The sequence below is a fragment of the Rhodopirellula bahusiensis genome, assembly GCF_002727185.1.
GTDB classification, from domain to species: Bacteria; Planctomycetota; Planctomycetia; order Pirellulales; family Pirellulaceae; genus Rhodopirellula; species Rhodopirellula bahusiensis.
Genome location: NZ_NIZW01000003.1, coordinates 233,665 through 252,789 on the forward strand (window position 1 = coordinate 233,665; position 19,125 = coordinate 252,789).

13 protein-coding genes are annotated in these 19,125 nt (G+C 55.4%); 6 read left to right on the forward strand and 7 right to left on the reverse strand.

Translation table 11 applies throughout. The annotated features are described in order from the left end of the window. Positions 1-6 precede the first annotated feature (6 nt). Positions 7-1,401: a vWA domain-containing protein gene (locus CEE69_RS06325; protein ID WP_099259878.1), complete on the reverse strand. Its 1,395-nt coding sequence runs from the start codon at positions 1,399-1,401 to the stop codon at positions 7-9. Between the two features lie 273 nt (positions 1,402-1,674). Between CEE69_RS06325 and CEE69_RS06330 the strand changes: the two genes are divergently transcribed. The 6 genes from CEE69_RS06330 (at position 1,675) to CEE69_RS31900 (ending at position 11,811) form a co-directional block, all read left to right on the forward strand. After that, positions 1,675-2,628 carry a DUF58 domain-containing protein gene (locus CEE69_RS06330; RefSeq protein WP_233214910.1) on the forward strand — a complete coding sequence of 318 codons (954 nt, stop codon included), beginning with the start codon at positions 1,675-1,677 and terminating at the stop codon, positions 2,626-2,628. After that, complete coding sequence (locus CEE69_RS06335) at positions 2,625-4,652, forward strand: vWA domain-containing protein (protein WP_099259879.1); 2,028 nt, start codon at positions 2,625-2,627, stop codon at positions 4,650-4,652. Before CEE69_RS06330 ends, CEE69_RS06335 begins: the two co-directional genes overlap by 4 nt. A 57-nt stretch (positions 4,653-4,709) precedes the next feature. Next, positions 4,710-6,701 (forward strand): ABC transporter ATP-binding protein, encoded by a 1,992-nt coding sequence (locus tag CEE69_RS06340; protein ID WP_099259880.1) that lies wholly within the window; start codon positions 4,710-4,712, stop codon positions 6,699-6,701. A gap of 93 nt (positions 6,702-6,794) precedes the next feature. After that, positions 6,795-8,999 carry a sensor histidine kinase gene (locus tag CEE69_RS06345; protein WP_099259881.1) on the forward strand — a complete coding sequence of 735 codons (2,205 nt, stop codon included), beginning with the start codon at positions 6,795-6,797 and terminating at the stop codon, positions 8,997-8,999. Between the two features lie 539 nt (positions 9,000-9,538). After that, the gene (locus tag CEE69_RS06350) at positions 9,539-10,660 is read left to right on the forward strand and encodes a hypothetical protein (protein WP_233214912.1); all 1,122 of its coding nucleotides are present in this window, start codon (positions 9,539-9,541) and stop codon (positions 10,658-10,660) included. Positions 10,661-11,313: 653 nt separating this feature from the next. Continuing rightward, a complete protein-coding gene (locus CEE69_RS31900) occupies positions 11,314-11,811 on the forward strand; it encodes a hypothetical protein (protein WP_143549175.1) in 498 nt (165 codons plus the stop codon). Positions 11,812-11,895: 84 nt separating this feature from the next. Here CEE69_RS31900 and CEE69_RS06360 read toward each other — a convergent pair whose 3' ends face one another. From CEE69_RS06360 to CEE69_RS06385, 6 genes are all read right to left on the reverse strand, one after another. Continuing rightward, positions 11,896-12,576: a transposase gene (locus CEE69_RS06360; RefSeq protein WP_099259883.1), complete on the reverse strand. Its 681-nt coding sequence runs from the start codon at positions 12,574-12,576 to the stop codon at positions 11,896-11,898. A gap of 285 nt (positions 12,577-12,861) precedes the next feature. After that, the gene (locus CEE69_RS06365; protein ID WP_099259884.1) at positions 12,862-14,829 is read right to left on the reverse strand and encodes a hypothetical protein; all 1,968 of its coding nucleotides are present in this window, start codon (positions 14,827-14,829) and stop codon (positions 12,862-12,864) included. A 7-nt stretch (positions 14,830-14,836) separates the two neighbouring features. Beyond that, a complete protein-coding gene (locus tag CEE69_RS06370; RefSeq protein WP_099259885.1) occupies positions 14,837-16,099 on the reverse strand; it encodes a M16 family metallopeptidase in 1,263 nt (420 codons plus the stop codon). After that, a complete protein-coding gene (locus tag CEE69_RS06375; protein ID WP_099259886.1) occupies positions 16,096-17,394 on the reverse strand; it encodes a M16 family metallopeptidase in 1,299 nt (432 codons plus the stop codon). Before CEE69_RS06375 ends, CEE69_RS06370 begins: the two co-directional genes overlap by 4 nt. A gap of 89 nt (positions 17,395-17,483) precedes the next feature. Beyond that, on the reverse strand, positions 17,484-18,908 hold the full coding sequence (gene miaB / locus CEE69_RS06380) for a tRNA (N6-isopentenyl adenosine(37)-C2)-methylthiotransferase MiaB (RefSeq protein WP_199169807.1): 1,425 nt from the start codon (positions 18,906-18,908) through the stop codon (positions 17,484-17,486). After that, the gene (locus CEE69_RS06385) at positions 18,905-19,117 is read right to left on the reverse strand and encodes a hypothetical protein (RefSeq protein ID WP_099259887.1); all 213 of its coding nucleotides are present in this window, start codon (positions 19,115-19,117) and stop codon (positions 18,905-18,907) included. The genes miaB and CEE69_RS06385 overlap by 4 nt, the downstream gene beginning before the upstream one ends. Between the last annotated feature and the right edge of the window lie 8 nt (positions 19,118-19,125).

The window sequence follows — 19,125 nt, forward strand, 5'->3', positions numbered from 1 at the left end:
AAGCGATCACTTGCCAGAGGCGGAGGACGGGGAAGACGAGAGGCTGGGCACATCAACCGAATAGGGTTGTTGACTTTGTACTGCATTTTGCAACTGCCGCATGCTTTTGCGAGTTGAATTCCACTTGGAACGATCGACAATCGCTTCCGCTTGCATTTCGTTGCTCTCTTCCGCCTGCTTGAGTTCTGGAAGAACGCTATTGACACCTTTGGATGCGCATTCAAGGGCAATCAGGTTGAGGCAAGCTGCATTTTTTGCGAGTAGCGTTTGGGCCTCTTTGACTTGGCCCGCATCCCGCATTGCTGTTGCTTCACGGTTGCGTTCGGTGGTGATTTGCAAGCTGCAATAGGCGTACACCTCCATGTCCTTGGCTTCTTCGACGATCTTTTCTTCGTCACTGAAGCGAACCTGGATGCTGCTGGTCAGTTTCTCTTTGGTTTCGGTTTGTAGATTGCGATACTGCACCGTGACTTCTGCCAGGTCTCGGGTGGAGTCTTCCGTGCCGGGTGAAACTTCGGTTTCGACGATGAAGTAGCGTTCTTGATTGGCATAAAGCTGGGCCAGCGGAATGCGAATCGTTTGAGCTTCAATGTCTCCTTCGCTGCCGATCATCCGAACGGGGCGAACGGATTCGTCGAGCGTGACCACGATGTCAAACTCGTTGGCGACGACGCTGAGCAGTCCATCAAACTCTTGGTTGAACACCGAGACCAAACTGTCCGCGTCCTCGATGAACGCGTGGTTGCCACCGCCAACGGAGGCCAGTGCGACCATCAGGTCTTCGTTGTAACCGGAGCCGAGGCCGAGAGTGCTTACGCTGATCGCTTCTTTCATCAGTGACCGTCCGAGGCCCTCGAGCTCTTGCGGGCTTTTGGGGCCCACGTTGGCCAGACCATCCGAAAGCAGGATGACTCGGTTGACTTGTTCCTCGCTGAGGAATTTACGAACTTCCGCGGCACCCTTGCTGACTCCGGCGAACAAGGCGGTGGAGCTGCCGGCTTGGATCCCACGAATTTTTTGTTTGATCAATTCGCGATCGGTGGCTTTGGTGGCCGGGACCAAGACGGTGACGTTGCTGTCATAAAGAACGATCGAGACGATGTCATCGTTGCTGAGTCGATCGATCGCGGCTTCGGCAGCCTCTTTGGCGCGGGCGAGTTTTTGTCCGCTCATTGAACCGCTTTGGTCCAGCACCAAGCAGACATTGACCGGTGGTCGTTCTTCCGCGGACTTCAGTTCAAAACCAGTCAGAGCGATGCGCAAGTGGTTGGTTTGTTTTTCGCCCGACTTCATGACCGGATGCACCAGTCGGACGTCCAATTTGACTTGTTCTGCCGCCGCTTCGTGAAGCGGCGAGGCCGTCATGGCAGCGACCAGTAACATCAACAGTGAGAAACGCATCGGAAGGCTCCTGAGACAAGTGAGGACTAGCGGTCGAGCCGGACATGGCTCGGACGCCACTCATTGAACGAGAAGCGGTCGCTCAGAAGTTCGAATGGGTGTCAGCCAATTGTAAAAGAAATGTCAGACATTGAATTCATGCTGTTTCGCAGGGGATTTGCCGCGAGTAAACACTCCGATCTTCGATTCACGAAGAATTTCCAATTTTTGAAGGGGAGGGTTGGTGTGCTGTGACATGCTCCACCGGAGTTTGAATCAGGTAAACTGCTCCCTATGAGCAACGCACCCGCATCTTCCGTGTCCGATCCGTCGCCGTCTGTTACCACTTCGGTTGATACCGCTCGAGATTCGTTGGGGCCGCTGTTGACACCTGCCTTGCTGGGCAGACTGGAACGTTTGGAGCTCGTTTCGCGAAAGATTTTTCGCGGGCGGATGAAAGGCGAGCGGCTCAGTCGTCGGAAAGGTCAAAGCGTCGAGTTCGCGGACTTTCGCAACTACGTCCCTGGGGACGACCTTCGGTTGATCGATTGGAATTTGTACGCCCGATTGGATCAGTTGTTTCTCAAACTGTTTCAAGAAGAAGAGGACCTGCATTTCCACGCGTTAATCGACACCAGTGCGTCAATGAACTTTGGCACGCCGAATAAGTTGCGTGTCGCCAAGCAACTCGCCGCCGCACTCGGGTATGTCGGGTTGTGTCATGGTGATCGAGTTTGCGTTCGAGCCATGGGGGCGGAAGGTCAGCATGCACCGGTGCTACGATCGCGGGGCTCGTTCTGGAAAATGCTGAATTATTTGGACGGCTTGTCGGGAGGCGAGAACGTTTCGCTGCATGATGGAGTCAAGGACTTCGTGATGCGAGGTGGCGGCGCCGGCGTGGTGGTGTTGATCACCGATATGATGGACAAAGCCGGCTACGAATCGGCACTGCGGATGCTGGTCGGTCGGCAAATCGATGTGTTTGTCTTGCAGGTCTTGTCACAAGAAGAAATCGATCCGCCGCTGCGAGGTGACCGACGGTTGATTGATGTCGAGGACGGCGATGCGGCCGAGATCACCGTCAATCAATTTGTGTTGGACAAGTACCAAGACAACCTCAAAGCGTTTCTCAATCAGATTCGGCAGTATTGTGCGAAACGATCCATCGTGCATGTGATGGTTCCAACCGACACGCCGATAGAAACCGTGATCACCAAGTACCTGCGAACACGTGGGGTTGTACGATGAATGGTGGTGGCATGAGTTGGATCCCAGCCTTGTCTGGAGTATGGCCGTGGGTGGTGCTGGCGTGCGTTCCGCTGGGAATCGTGTTGCTGTACTTCTTGAAGCTACGACGTGAGCCGGTCGAAGTGCCGAGCACCTATTTGTGGTCTCGGACGATCGAAGATTTGCACGTCAACAGTTTGCTGCAACGACTACGCAATAGTCTGTTGTTGTTCCTGCAATTACTGGCGGTGTTGTTGGCTGCGTTTGCTTTGTTCCGACCGGGCATCCGAGGCGAAGCGAATTCGCTGGGCCGAATGGTGTTCTTGCTGGATACATCCGCCAGCATGCAGGCGCCGGCGGGAAGCGAGGATGGAGCAGGGCAGGGCGGTCGCAGTCGGTTCGAAGACGCTCGCCGACAAATTGGTGATCGCATCGACACGATGACCGATTCTGAGTCGGCAATGTTGGTGACGTTCAGCGATCGAGCCGAAGTGATGCAGGCATTCACGTCGGACCGCAATCGCTTGCGAGATGCGCTGGATCGTTGCGAAGTCACGAACCGGCCGACGGATATTCTGGGCGCGCTTCGGGCGGCGGATGGATTGGCCAATCCTCGCCGGACCAGCGAGATCGGCGACGTGAACGACGTTCAAGTTGCTGATGCGATGCCCGCGGAGTTGATGCTCTACAGCGATGGCAACTTCGGCGACATCACTCAGTTCAGTTTGGGAAACTTGCAACCAACCTATGTTGCAATTGGATCCGATGAGGTTCGCAACTTGGCGATCGTTTCATTCTCGGCTCAGCGTGATTTGCAGAACCCTGATCAGATTCAAGTTTTCGCGACGGTGCTGAACACCGGCACCTCGGACGAGTCCACCGAAGCATCCTTGTACATCGATCAGAACTTGGTGGATGCGGCTTCGGTTGAATTGGAACCGGAGGCTCAAACGGGATTGTCGTTCACTATCGAATCCTCGGATGCGGTTGCGTTGAGGCTGCAGCTTGATAGCGACGATGATTTGAAGATCGACAATGAAGCCTTTGCTGCGCTGACGCCCGCTGGATTGGTCTCGGTGTTGGTGGTCACGCCTGGCAACCGAGCCTTGGAGCTGGGGCTGACGACGCCGAAGTGCCAGCAGATCGCAACCTGCGAATTCGTGACGCCGGACTACATGGAAACGGAGGCGTATCAAAAGCGAGCGTCATCGGGACGCGACGACTTGATTATCTTTGATCGATGCCGGCCAAAGGGGGCTCCCCCAACCAATACATTCACGATGGGCGAATTGCCCAACGACGATTGGAAGTGGAAGACGGAGGCGGGAGCGTTGACGTTGATCGACATTGACCGAACACATCCGGTTCTGCGTTATCTGGAAATGTATTCCTTGCTGGTGTTTTCGGGGCGAGCCGTCGAAGGTCCGGCTGGTGCTTTGACTTTGGTGGAATCGGACGTCGGTCCTGTGATGTCGATTGCTTCGCGGGATGGATACCAAGACTTGGTGTTGGGGTTTCCGCTCGTGAGTGAGGACGAATCGGGCGACATGCAGGCCAACACGAACTGGTACGCCGAGCGTTCATGGCCCGTGTTCATGTTCAACGTCTTGAGGAACCTGGCGGGAGCGGCTCAGTCGTCCGGGGCACCGAGTTACCAGCCCGGGCAAACCGTGATGGCTCGTTTGGAGAACGTCCTGGAACGGGTGGAGGTGGTGCGGACGGTGGAGCAGGGCAGGGCGGAGTCTTTGGGGAAGCAGCCAGTTGGTGTGGGAGGCGTGGTCGAAATTGTCGCGACGTCTCAGCCGGGGAACTACCAGTTGATCGCAGCGGAAACGGACCAGGTTGTGGATCGATTCGCAGTCAATTTGTTTGACGCTCGTGAGAGTCGTTTGGCGGCAAAACCTACCGTCGAATTGGGGTACGAATCGGTGGAGGCAACCGATGCCGGAATCGAAGTGCGCCGTGAATTTTGGCGACCACTGTTGATCGCGGTGTTGCTGTTGATGGCATTGGAGTGGTGGTTCTACACGCGACGATTGGCGTAGGATTGACGGACCCCGATGATTCCATCGGCCTGTTTTTTCCACGTACATTGTTGTTAGATGCCGAGTTTGCCCAGTCGCAGTCGTTTTGAAGCCTATCGCAAAGCGGTTCGCGATCGTCACAGTCAAAGCAATCAAGACACTTCAAAAGACCTGTCCAGCGGCCGCGGTGGGAACCCACACGGGGGCGGAGCTGGCGGAAAAAAGATTGGGACCCGAGACCGATCATTTCGCGAATTGTTTGTTGCCTTTTGGAAGCTGATTTCCGGGCAACGTGGTGCAATTCTGACAGCTTTGGCGTTGCTGACCGTCAGCATTGGGTTGCGACTGATACCGCCTTTGGGAACCAAGTTGGCGATCGATTCGGTGCTGACTCGGCCTCCGAAACCGTTGCCGGAGTGGCTCGACACAATTCCCAACCTGACCGCCATTCTCGGCGACCCGATGGCGTCTCCGATGCGAGTGTTGATCGCGATCGGTTTGATCGTGACGGTACTGACCGCGATTGGGACCGCAGTGAATTTGGTGGGGCGTTGGATCGCGACCAAAGCGGTCAACAAAACGCAAGTGTCCATCCGAGCGACTGTCTTTGATCATGCGGTCCACTTGCCGCTGCATCACGTGCACTCGATGAAGAGCGGTGGCGTGGCAAGCCTCATACGCGAGGACGCCGGCGGCGTTGCCGATCTGATTTTCAGCATGCTTTACAACCCTTGGCGGGCGATCGTGCAGTTCATCGGCAGCTTGATCATCCTGATGCTGGTGGATTGGAAGCTGATGCTCGGCGGAATGTTTCTTTTGCCCACCGTTTGGTTGACCCACCGAACGTACATCAACCGCATCCGGCCTCTTTTTCGAGATGTCCGGAAACAGCGTCAAAAGATCGACAGCGGAGCAACGGAAACCTTTGGCGGTATTCGTGTCGTCCGAACGTTTTCACGATCTCGCAGTGAGTCGAGCCGCTACGTTCGGGAAGGTGACTTCTTGGTCCGTCAGCAGTTGTTCACTTGGTGGTGGATGCGAACCATCGAGACGATTTGGGAAGTGTTGATTCCGCTCGCTTCAACTGGCTTGCTGCTCTACGGAGGTTATCAAATCATCGAGGGAAACCTGACACTCGGTGACCTAATGATGTTCTTGGTTTACCTGACCATGTTGTTGGACCCACTGGCGACCATTGCAGGAAGTGCGGTGGCGTTCCAGAACAATCTGGCTGGACTGGATCGAGTTCTCGACGTGTTGGACGTGGAAGAAGAGTTGCCTAGTCGTGAAGGAGCGATCACGTTGCCTTCTCGTCAGCGAGTCGGTGACCTGTCGATTCAGAACGTTTCGTTCCAGTATCCGGGGACTGAGACGCCGGTGCTGAAGGAGGTCAGTTTTGAAGTGGCGTCGGGGCAAACGGTTGCGTTGGTGGGACGCAGCGGAGCGGGCAAGACGACGCTGACTAACTTGATCGCGCGGTTCTACGACCCTAACGAAGGAACAATTAGTTTCAACGGTCGGGACTTGCGTGATATTCAATTGTCGAGCTATCGATCGTTGCTTGGGATTGTGGAACAGGATGTGTTTTTGTTCGACGGATCAATCCACGAGAACATCGCCTACGCTCGTCGGCGTGCGTCTCGCGACGATGTGATTTCGGCGGCAAGTGCGGCGGCCGCGGATGAGTTCATTCGCAAGTTCCCCGAAGGCTACGACACCGTGATCGGAGAACGCGGTGTCAAATTGTCGGGCGGTCAGCGTCAGAGATTGGCGATCGCTCGGGCGATCTTGGCTGATCCTCAGATCCTGATTTTGGATGAGGCGACCAGCAACTTGGACAGTGAAAGCGAACGGTTGATTCAAGACAGCCTCAGCGAATTGCTGCAGGACCGGACCGCGTTTGTGATCGCTCACCGATTGAGCACGATCATGAACGCGGACAAGATTGTGGTCTTGGAAGATGGGGAAGTGCTTGAGATTGGAACGCACGATGAATTGGTCTCACGCGGCGGGCGATATCGCGACATGGTGATGCTGCAAATGGACCAAGGCATGCAAACGAGTCGGTGAGACAGGACTCGCGTGATCGCTTATCATTCGCGGTTAGCGTCCTGGCTTGCAATCAGCGATGCGTTCCACGTGTCGCGAGTGTTTTGATAGCAGATGACGAATTCGACCTCACAACCGCTTTTTGGTCGAATGATCAATCTTCTGCGTGACTTTGCGGTGACTCGCAGTTCCGCATTGGCATGGTGCATTCTTGCCATTTCGCTGACCGTGACAGCCATCGCTTGGTTTTTGTCGAGCCAGTACATTCGTGATCGAGCGTCGGACCGCTTTCTGTTTCGCGTGAGTGAAATGGAAGTCTCGATCGAGCAACGGATGTTGGAATACGAACAGGTGCTTCGCGGCGGCGTTGGATTGATGGAAGCATCCAACAACGTCTCGCGAGCCGAGTGGCGGACCTACTTTGAGAACTCTCGTTTCCAGGAGTACTACCCTGGTATTCAAGGAGTTGGATTCAGTCGGGTTGTGAAGGCGGATGAAAAAGATGCATTTGTCGAAGCCGTTCGCGCCGAGGGTTTTCCCGAGTTTGACATCCGGCCCGCCGGTGAACGCGATGTCTACACAGCGATCGTTTATCTCGAACCGTTCGATTGGCGGAATCAGCGGGCCTTCGGATTCGATATGTACTCCGAGGCGACTCGGCGAGCGGCAATGGACGCGGCGGTTGCATCGGGCGAACCCACCATTTCAGGCGTTGTCAAATTGGTGCAGGAAACCGAGGACGATGTCCAACAAGGTTTCTTGCTGTACTTGCCGGTCTTTGAAAACGGCGAAACGGTTGAGGGGAAAGATCAACGATTGGCATCGGTTGTTGGCTTTGTGTACGCGCCCTTTCGAACTCGAGATTTGATGGTCGGGATTCGGAAATCGAATTTGCCGGACATCGATTTCAAGATCTACGATGGTGAGAGCGAGTCGACTGCCAACTTGCTCTACAGCAGTCACCTCCCGATGTTGAGGCCGGCCAGCGAGGGCGATGCAGATTTTGTGCTGACGAAGCAGCTCCATCTTCGCGGACGCGATTGGACAATCCATTTTGAATCCCAGCCCGATTTTATCAGTGGTGGCGAATCGGCAATTAGCTTGGCAGTCGCGTTTATCGGGCTGCTGGTGGATGTGTTGCTGTTTTTGGTGATTGGATCGATCGGGCGTCAACAGCGGCAAGCGGAACGAATTGCCGAACAGATGACCAGCGAGTTTCGCAAAGCCCAGAAACAGTTCCAAGCCGTCTGCGACACCGCTCATGATCCGATCGTGTTGTTGGATCAATCACGCCAGGTGGTCTATGGGAATCCGTCGACGATGGATGCCTTTGGGTTCTCTGAAAATGAGTTGGTTGGCACCTCAGCGAGTTGTCTGTTTGAAGGGTCACTTCGAACCGACGAGTCCGCTTCGTCATCGATCACGGACGACGAACTGCTTTGCATTCGAAAAGACGGGGCGACCTTTCCTGCGCGAATTTCGATCTCTTATTGGCATGATGGCGAACAACAACTTGCGGCGATCATCGTCCGTGATGTAACCGAGCAGCGGCGCGTTGATGCGTTGATACGACAGCAAATCGCCGAATTGAGCCGAAGCAATCGGGATCTGGATGCGTTTGCCTATGTCGCTTCGCATGACTTGCGGTCCCCACTTCGAAACATCAAGCATCTGGCTGATTGGGTGACGGAGGACACCGGGGATCAGTTACCCGTTGAGAGCGCAGAACACCTGAAGACATTGAAGCAGTGCATCGATCGGATGGAGCAACTGCTGGATGATCTGCTTCAGTATTCTCGCGCCGGGCGAGTTCATGATCGATTGACTCAGGTCAACACAAATGAGCTGGTAACAAGGATCTTCGGGATGCTGGCAAAGCCAGATGCCATGCAAGTTTGCATTGATGGGGAACTGCCGACGCTATTGACTCTGAAAGCACCACTGGAAACGTGTCTGCGGAACTTGATCAACAACGCGATCAAACACCATGACCGCGCAGACGGGAGAGTATGCGTTTCGGCGGTTGATCACGGCGAGTTGATTCAGTTCATTGTCGAAGACGACGGACCGGGAATCGCCTCGCGTTTTCAGAAGAAGGTGTTCGAAATCTTTCGTACCGTTGCTCCCAATGCGGACTGGAAAAACTCGAGTGGCATGGGATTGTCGATCATTAAAAAGACCGTCGAAACCTACGGTGGAAAGATCGAGTTGCAATCTGAATTGGGGCAGGGCACTAGGTTCATCCTGCATTGGCCAAGAGAGATCGTGATGCCACTCGAAAGCGTCGAGTCACCTGTGTCAGCCGAGTCTGAAGGATAAGTCTGACCGAAATGAAAGGTTCGGCTTTGCGGAGATGAAGGTTCGGCGAAAAAGATTGGTTCAATGGGGATTTGGGTAGTGTGATCGTTCGAGTCTCTGTAGCTTGCCGCGGAAACGACTTCGATGCATCCACTTCGTGGCCGTGCCAATGAACCAGGTTCTTTCGCTCTAGGGTCGTTAACAGTGATGCTCCTTGCGTGCTTGCGTTCAATCAAAACCGTTTGCGTTCCCGAAGTCGCATGATGTCATGAACGCTGGGGCACTGTGAGTTTTGGCGATCGGCGACCGCCATGCACGGTCCCAATCAAACTCAGGCAACTTCGGCCGTGACCTGACGCTCGCTTGAAGGCATGTTGATCTCGTCGTGTTTGGGTCTGTGACAGACTGATGAAATTGACCTACGTCACCTTTGTGAGACTCAAGAAAAAATGCTTTGCTGCAATTTGAATCTCCCAAACCATCTTTGGGCGAAATGCGTTCGCTGCGTCAACGTTGGCTTCAATGGGCGGCTTCGACTCAGTTGCGGTATATGCGTCATCGTGTTCTTCGCAGTGTTGACCGTTGGCAATCATTCCTATGCCGTTGAAGAACACCGTTCAATACCTGAGCGTTTTGAGCGTGCGAAAATTCTTCTCGACCGTCGCGTGGAAATTGGCTTGGTATCGCCAGCGGCAGTGACCGCCTGGGCGAGGTTGGCAACTGAATCCGAGAAGTTTGGAAGGCTGTTTTCGTTGCACGAGTTCGCCAGTTTTTTGAGCGAAACTTCGTCCGAGCTAGACGCGGAAGATTATGGTTGTATCCAATCTCTCTATCTTTCCTTGCAAGACGTCCCTTTGAAATGGGCGGAGGTGGTCGAGGAACATTCCAAAAGAGGAGAGGTCGCTCAGCCAGCAAGCTACAAGTTCAAAGTCACTTACAGCGAGTTTCCATCTATCACGCATCTTCAGGCCTTTCACGATGGAAAAAACTGCTCTCTTGCAATAACAAAGTATGTCAATGATGAGCCTGCTCTATATGGAACCATGGCTACGGACGGGGAGAGGTTGATGAGGTTCCAACGTGAAGGCTATCGCTGCAATGAGCCTATTGGGATTCCTTCCGTGATTTGGCGTGCAGATATAACTGCTTTTCAAGGGTATCAGGAGGCTATACGGACGGATGACCCATTGCTCCAGTACTATCCCGACAGGTTTCAGTCAGTTTACGGCATCTGTGGCATGGTAGAACCGATTGCAGAAATTGCAGACGCTTCGGGAATATGGGAAGAGACCGCTGATTTCAATGGGAAGACTGTGTTTTTTTGTGGGACACCGTTCACGTATGTCGCATTCGACACCAAGACTGGCGATCTGCTTGCGTATTTCCAGGGGGAATACTCGTTCTCGAACGGAAGCCTCTGCACTGTTGAATCCTCGGGTCGCAACAGCGTTGTCTTCAAGTCGCATGAGTTGTTTGATAAAGTCGGTCGGCTTCCAACATCGACGGTGATTAGCACAGGAACGAGCGTCACAACAGTGAAGTTGCTCAGTATCTCGCAAGCACCCGCGGCTGACGACGGCATTGTTGAAGAGTCGATTCCTCTCAACGCCTACGTATTGGACCGCATCAATGAGGTCAAATATGTCAACTCTGGCGAAGAAAAGAAGCCGGCGGGCAATTAAGTGCGTTTGGTCGAACCACACGAAAAGGGGACGGGGGTCAATTAGGTGCGTTTGGTCGACTTGGGCCTTCCTCGTGATCGGAGTGTTGACCACAGGTCGTGTTTGTCAGCGAGTTTTTCGACCCATTCGATGTCGCGAAGGGGCGGCCTCGCTGGACGCTCGTTCGAATCATCCCGATCTCCTTGTCGCTGAGTGCTTGATTGACCCGCTTACTTCAGCTTGCCGTGCCACGGATTGGCCAGGTCGACAAGAGTTTTGCATCTCGGTCTATGCTGAAAAGACCCCCGTCCCCTTTGCGGGGCCCCGAAAGGCAGCACGCGACTGGATGTTCTTGACACTCTTACTGGCGACGTTTGGGACTACAAATTTGGCGTGACGCCAATGTCCCAGAGTCAAATTAATCGCATCTTTCAGCATGGGCCGGGGATCAATTCTGTTATCCCTCTTTACAAATGAAACTCACTGCAAAAGTTGAAAAGTTGATAACTAACGATTGGCATAGCCTGCTACCAAAGTTGTCGATTTACAAGCCGCGGCACCTCCTCCGACGAGCTGGGCCGTTGTTGGTGGGAGTCTGTTTAGATCGTGACTCCGGTGGTGACAGGTACAAACCGTGTTTTCATTGTCACTTTCTTGGAAAGGAATTTCCCGTCGTGTCACTGACGCTTTGCTCTCAACTTAGGAGTGCAGCAGGCGGCCCAGATTACGTTGAGGTGAAATACCATCGGGAGAAATTTGAAGACGCAGCTCGTAGATTGCATGCGCAATCGCCACTTCCTTTGGATGATAGCCCAATCGAACTTGGAGCAGTTGTCGAGGCTTATCACCTGCATATGACAACGCCGCTTGGAAGCCGTCAAAGAGCGATCCTCTCATCAGACGTCATTGGGCTATTGGTTCTTTGCGACCAGAGTGAAGCAGCTGAGGCCGAACTTGAGCGGACACTCCGAGAGGAAAACGAATCTATATTCCAGACCTTTGGTGGCAAGAATGAATTTCGGGAAAAAATGATCAGGTGTATCAACGATCCAGCGAAACTCACGAAAATTGTGGAGTTGCAAATCCAAGAACTCGACGTTGCGGACATCTGTCATTCAATGATCAATTGCGAAATGCCCGCATTGCGACGCAGTCGAAGCGAGGTGAAGTAAACGTTACACGTAAAGAAAACGAGGACGAGGAAAAGCACTGTCATGGCTGTATTCGCAAGCACACGAAAAGGGGACGGGGGTCAATTAGGGGCGTTTGGTCGACTTGGGCCTTCCTCGTGATCGGAGCGTTGACCACAGGTCGTGTTTGTCAGCGAGTTTTTCGACCCAGTCGATGTCGCCGAAAGGGCGGCCTCGCTGGACGCTCGTTCGAATCATCCCGATCTCCTTTTCGCTGAGTGCTTGATTGACCCGCTTGCTCCAGTTTGCCGTGCGACGGATTGGCCAGGTCGACAAGAGTTTTGGATCTCGGTCGGAATGGTTTGCCCAACGGTGGAATGAACCGTGTTGCCACAACTCGGCTCGTTTGACCAAATTTGCTCGCACTGGATTGCGTTCCACATATCGGCACACTGTCAGGAAGTGTTCATCGTCTTTGATGGGAAAGCTCTTGAAACGCGACTGGTACAGATGTCCTTCGCCTGCGGTGTGATAGTGAGCGTGATAGCGTTGGGTGTGCGTGGCGGTGACCCAACGCAGCATCTTTCCCATTTGCCCATCGCGGTCGGGGCGAAGCACGAGATGCCAGTGGTTTGGCATCAAGACGTAGGAGTAGATTTGCACTTCGTAGCGTTCCAGTCCCTGACCCAGCACACGCTCGAAGGCCGCGTAGTCTTCCGGCTTGTGGAAAATCTTTTGCTTAGCATTCCCGCGATTCAACGCATGGTAGATCCCGCCGGCCACATCCAGACGTTTTTGTCGAGGCATCACTCACACCTGTAGAGAAAAAGTGATCTTGGAGTCGTTGGTTCGATGACAGGTTACCAGAAAAGACCCCCGTCCCCTTTTCGCGGGCGCGAGTCCGAGCGCCTGCCGCCCCTTCAGGGCTTTCTTGTTGTGAGTTGCTGCTGCTCCCCGGGCTCACGCCCGTGGCAACGACGTGTCATCCCGTTGGGACTGGCCCAACCAATTCAGCGATGTTGTCCCGCATTCACTGGTTCGTGCCGATGGTGACAACGTATCGCTTTGCTGAGACTTTGTCGGGAAGAGCAGTTAGGCTTTTCGGATGAAGTCGGCGGCGTAGCTTCGGACTTCGCCGCCGTTGAGGACGTGGACCATGCGGAGTTGTTGGATCTCTTGGTCGCTGAAGGAGGACATCGGCACGTGAACCAAGTGTTTCTTGAACCGGCGGGCCAAACGTTTCCAACCGCCGCCGGGCGGCAGGGGGCTCATGATCGCGACGTGTTTGCTGCGTGAGTGCATGCAGGCAGCGGCAATCAATCGTTCTTCCAGCGTCGCGGTGAAATTCAAGCGACGGTCACGCCAGATGTCGCGAATCGGTACGGGCGGATACAAGAACATCGCACCGCCATAGATCCCCAGCCCAATGCCTGGGCCGACCATCTCTTGTTGGAAGTCACTGGCGAAGAACGCGAGGGTGGATTCCCATTCGTGCTCGGCGAACCAGGTCGTGCGCCAGGGGTAATCTCGTGGGTCGGCAGGGGAGTCAAACAGCATCAGGCAGGCATCGAGTTGCCCGCGACTGGGTGGCATGACTTTGACGTAGATCTCTTTTTCGTACCAATGTCGAATCGTGTCCCGGATGTCGATTCCGTCTTTGACGCTGGTGGTGAACTTTTCGGTGCGAGCCAAGTCTTGACCCATGATCGCCTGGGCGCGTTCGCTGACTCGGTTTCTCAGCAGTTCAATGCGTTCGTCTTCGGGCGGGTAGCTGCACTGGGAATAGGGGTTCCAATTGTGCTGCCATTCATGGCGTTCTTTGTCGTTGGGCCGTCGTTGGAGCTGGATCGTTTGCCACGAGATTGGTGGTCCTGGCAAACGATTGACCAGCGACACGACATCTTGATTGGGCAAGCGAGCTTGATCGATTCCCAGCGTGATCGGTTGATCGGATTCAGGGATCCATTGGTCGGAGTTGGCACCCGGGTCGTCCGCGTAGGCGTACTTGGTCGCGACTTCGGCGACGTGCAATGCGAATTGGTCGCCGAGGACTTGTTTGCAGGCGGTGATGATCGTGACCATGTCCGGTGTCATCCGGCGGTTGATCAATGACAAATTGCGGATGTATTGCAAGCACTTCGAAAGCAGCAACGGCGTGATTTTGCGGGCTCGGTTGCCCAGGTCGTCGAGGTAGCTTTGTCGGCCGGCGATCAACAGTTCTTTGACGCCGTCGATCTGCAAATTTTCGTCGTCTTCCAGTTCGGCTCGCGCACGTTCGTGGAGCGACGTGATGAAAGGCAACTCGCCGAACAAGAACAGCAGCGTTTTCGAATTGATTTTGTGCCGAGTCGGTGTGGAAACCTCTTCGTTTTCAAGGTCGTCAACCGATCGGCCCTGGTCGGTTCGCAGGAGTCGGTGGGCATCGCGAATCCATGGCCAGTGCAGGATGCTGGTGACCAGCAGAATCCGCTGGTAGCTCTTTTCCAATTCGGTGAGCTGGGCGGCCATGTAATGCATTCGGTCGCGAGTCAGCTCATCGCTCGGTGGTGGAATGCTGGGGAGGATCGCGGCGGCGAACTTTTCAATCGCAACGTGTCGGACCGCATGGGCGTCGGGCATGACGGTCGAGAAAGGCTGGAAGTGGTTCGTTTCCAGATCAATGAAGTGCCGCGGGATGTGTTCGCCCATTGCGGCGCGGATCGCCATGATCACGCTTTGGCATGGATCGATCGGCACGTAGCTGCTTGGCAGGGGATCAGCGTCTTCGTCGGCTGACTCGCCATATTCTTCCGCCGACAATTCAGGGTTGAAGGGCAGCGGGGGTTCGAACGTCGATTGTGATGCGGGGTGTTGCAACACGATCGAAGGACGCGGGAGTTCCAAGACCGCTTCTTCGACCGGTTGTTGGAAGGACGGCGGCAGCGGAACGGCCAGGCAATCGAAGTTGTGTTCGAGCATGAACCGACGGGTCAGCCAGGCGAACTGTCCACTGCCGTGGATGATGGGCAGCAGTGTGACGCGATCGTTCAGGCGTAGCAGCTCGGGGACCGTGTCGCTCATCTTTTAATCAACCAACCAAATTGGATTGCGGTTCAGCGGAGGAGGCAACGACTTCGGTTGCTGATTGGCCCAAGTAGGTTCGGGCGGCTTCGGCAACGCTTTCAATTGTCACACCACGGTAGGCGTCCAGCAACTCATCGAGCGACAGGTGGTCACCACAGCACAACCAGCGACTGCCCAATCCGAACAAGCGGTTTGATGGGCGTTCGGATTGCATGATGCAGCCGGCGACCGTCTTGTTGATGATTTGATCCAGCTCGGATTGTTCGACGCCATCACGGGCGACTCGGCCAAAGACTTCGTTCATCAAGCGAGCGTTGGAATCCATGTCATCGGCGGCGCAGACCAAGTAGGTGAACAGGGCACCGGTGTCGGTGAACTCTTGCGGCCAAAGCGTGGCGACTTCGGCACGGCCGGTGTCGATCAAGTCCCAGAACAGCCGACTGCCGCCATCATCGCCGACGATGGACGCCAGCAACCGCATTGCGTAGCGAAGCGGTGACTGCATGGACGGGCCGTCGCCAAGAGTCACGCGGTAGCTTTGCGCTGCATCGGGGACACTCAAGTGCTGTGTCAGTTCGATGCCTTCGGGGGTGGTGCTGAGGTCATCACCGGCCAGATCCGACGGGGCAGGGCGGTCGAGCCAATGCTGCGTCATCTTTTCGGCTTGAGCGACCAAGCCATCAAAGTCGACGTTGCCGCTGGCGGCCAGGACGATGTTCTCGGGCCGATAACGGCGATTGAAATAGGCTCGCATCGATTCGACTTGCATCGATTCGATCGAGTGAGTCGTGCCAAGCACGCGCCGTCCCAACCCGCGAGGTCCGTAGGCACATTCCATCACCCGTTCGAAGGCGCCAAACGGAGGCTGGTCTTCGTACTTGGCGATTTCTTCCAGGATCACGTTTCGCTCGGTCGCGAAATCGTCGGCGTCGAGCGACGGGCTGAGCATGTCGGTCAGCAAGTCGACCATTCGGTCTTGGTACTTGGGCAGCACGGACGAATAGTAAACCGTTTGTTCCTCGGACGTGTAGGCGTTGGATTGACCGCCGAGTTCGTCCAGTTCGCGATTCACGTCGGCGGCCGATCGACGAGCGGTTCCTTTGAACATCATGTGTTCGAGGAAGTGGCTGAGTCCCGATTCGATGTCGGTTTCGTCACGAGCACCGGCACGCACGAAGTAACCGACCGCGGCGGAGTAACCACGCAGGTCGATGTCGGCAACGATTCGCAACCCATTGGCCAGGGTCGTTGATTTGAGTTCGTTCATGCGAGCGTTTCGCCTCCTTGAAGGGCTTCCGGTCCGACGGTCACGATTCGGAATTGCCGCGGGCCGTGTTGGCGAAAATAGGATGCGACTTGGTCGAGGGTGATGGCTTCGATTTTGGCTTCGAGTTCTTCGGTTGGAATGACGCGTCCGAGTTGATATTGGTCGGATGCGAGTGAGCTGGCTCGTGAGCCGGCCGATTCTTGTTCCATGATCAGTCCGCTTTCGATGCGAACTTTCCAACGTGAGAGTTCTTCTTGTTCGAGGTCGTCGGCTAGGTTCTGGATTTCGCGAAGGCTGACGTCCAGCGTTTCTTGTGCTCGTGCGGGCGTGGTGCCGGCGTAACCGAACACGGCACCGTTCTGGCCGATCGTGTGTGTGCTGGCCCAGACGCTGTAGCACAGTCCGCGTTGTTCGCGAACGCGATCGAAGAGGCGACTGCTCATGCCATCGCTGAGGATTCCGATTCCGGCTCGCATGACGAAGTAGTCGTCGCTGCCGTAGGGAATCGAATCGAATGAAAATCCGATGTGCGTTTGGCTGCTGGGCAACTCGATGTGTTCGTTGCCATCGATCGGGGCAGGGGAGGGGAGGGGAGGGCGTTTGCCTGACTTCCAGTCGCCAAAAGATTGCTCGATGGAGTCAAAGATTTGATTGGCGTCGAAGTTGCCCGCGACGGCCAGCACGCTTCCACCGGCATGATATTGATCGGTGTAGAACTGGCGGACGTCGTCCATGCTGAGCGCTTCCAGGCTTGCTTCGCTGGCATATCCACCTCGTCCCAGCGAAGGTCCGTATTGACGCTCGCGAAGACGCCGCATCAAACGCTGAGTCGGTTCGTCTTGGAACGCGGCGAGTTCTTGCCGCAGGATCATTTTGGCGTCGTCGAATTGGTTGCCCGGCAAGTGTGGTCGACGAACGACATCGGCCAGCAGTTCGATGGCGGGAAGCAACGATTCCGCGGGCATGCGTGCGGAGTAACCGGCGACGCTTGTCGCGGCCGAATTGCCGCTGTCGATGCCCAGGTTGTCTTCGGCGGCAACCAGTTGGCGACTGTTGTAGGCACCGGCACCACGCTGGACCATTTCGCAGGTCAGCGAAGCCAGGCCATCGCGACGAGCCAAGAACTCCGTGTCGGCCAGTTGTTCTTCGCTCAAGCCATGCAACTCGGTTGTGATCCCGGCAGGCAACCACAGCGTGTACGCGGCGGTTCGCAGCCAAGGCATCGGTTGCACGACGACGGTCAGTCCGTTGTCGAGCGTTCGAGTTTGAATCGGGGGAGATTGAGTGCTGAGCAAGGGAATCGCTGAGGGCTGAGGAGGAGTTGAGGAGTTGGGGAGTTGGGGAGTTGGGGAGTTGGGGAGTTGGGGAGTTGGGGAGTTGGGAGCTAACCCGGCATTCCGAGCGAGACAACTTCCACTGTTTTGACGCGGCCGATCAGCGTGTGGCTGCTGACGTCATCGATTTGAATGTCCATCAATTGGCCGGCTTGGCGTCGGTTGCCATCGAACACCACGATCCGGTCGCAGATGGTTCGTCCGGTCATTTGAACGACGGGAGCTTCCGGATCGGATTTGTCGGCTTTCTTGCTTGGTCCCTCGACCAACACCTCGACGGTGCCGCCAATCAGTTTTTGGTTGTCCTCTTTCGAGATTCGATCTTGGACCGCCAGCAGTTCGTTGTTGCGAGCCGCTTTGACTTCGCGTGGCACATCATCGATCAGGTTGGCGGCGGCTTTGGTGCCTTCGCGAACGCTGTACTGGAAGATGAAGCTGTTCTTGAATCGGCAGCGTTCGATCAGTTTCACCGACTTTTGGAAGTCCTCGTCCGTTTCTCCGCAGAAGCCGACGATGAAGTCACTGCTGACCGAGGCTTCGGGCAGGATCGTTTCGATGCGTTCGAACATCTCCATGTAGTCGGCGATCGTGTAGCCGCGTTTCATGCGTTTGAGAACCGCGTCGCTGCCACTTTGGGCGGGCACGTGTAGGTAAGGCGACACCTTGGGCAGATCGCGAATGGTTTCTAGCAATCGGGCCGTCATGTCCTTGGGGTAGTTCGTCACAAACTTGATGCGTTTCAAGCCATCGATGTCGTGCAGACGTTCCAGCAGTCCAGCCATGTCGGTTTCGCCGTCTGGTCCGCGGTGGCGATAGCTGTTGACGGTTTGTCCGAGCAGCGTGATTTCAAGAGCGCCTTGTTCAGCGAGCACGCGAGCTTCGGAAACAATCTCTTCGGGCGATCGGCCTTGTTCGGGACCGCGAGTGTTGGGCACGACGCAGTAAGTGCAGAACTTGTCGCAGCCGATTTGGATCCGCAGGTAGGCTTGGAAGGGAGTCGGACGCATGGTCGGATCCCGCAACGGATCGAACGTTTCGTGGCTGCGGGCGACGACGGTTTGCTTGCCATCTTTGCGACCCAGCGAAACGGCCATTTGCCGTCCTTCGCCGCTGGTGACTTTCGTCAGCATGTCGGGAATCGCGTGCAGTTGTCCGGGGCCGACGACCATGTCGACGAAGGGGGCACGTCGAAAGATCGTTTCTTGGTCTTTCTGAGCCATGCATCCCATCACGCCAATGGTTTTTTCGGGGTGGCGAGCTTTGGTTTCTTTGAGCTTCCCGAGAGCGCTGTACGTCTTCTCTTCAGCTTGCTCGCGAATGCTGCATGTGTTGTAGAGCAGCAGGTCGGCTTCGCCGGGTGTGTCGACAACGGTGTAGCCGTGACGTTTCAGGTCGGCGATCACCATTTCGCTGTCCAGAACATTCATCTGGCAGCCGACGGTCTTGATGTAAACAGTTTTAGTCATGGAGATCACTCCGGTTCGTCTTCGGTAAGTTTTTTGCTGGCTTCGAGAGCGGCCTTTTGGGCCTCTTGAGTGCGGTTAACGTGGTCCCGCAGGAGCCCCGTCAGGTGGGCTTGTCGTCGGTTCATGGCACCCACGACGATCCAAGCGGCAACCGCCGCTCCGGCGACCCACAGCCAGTTGATATTGGTCAGAAAAGTTTGTCCCCATGGCGCAATCATCGCTCCAG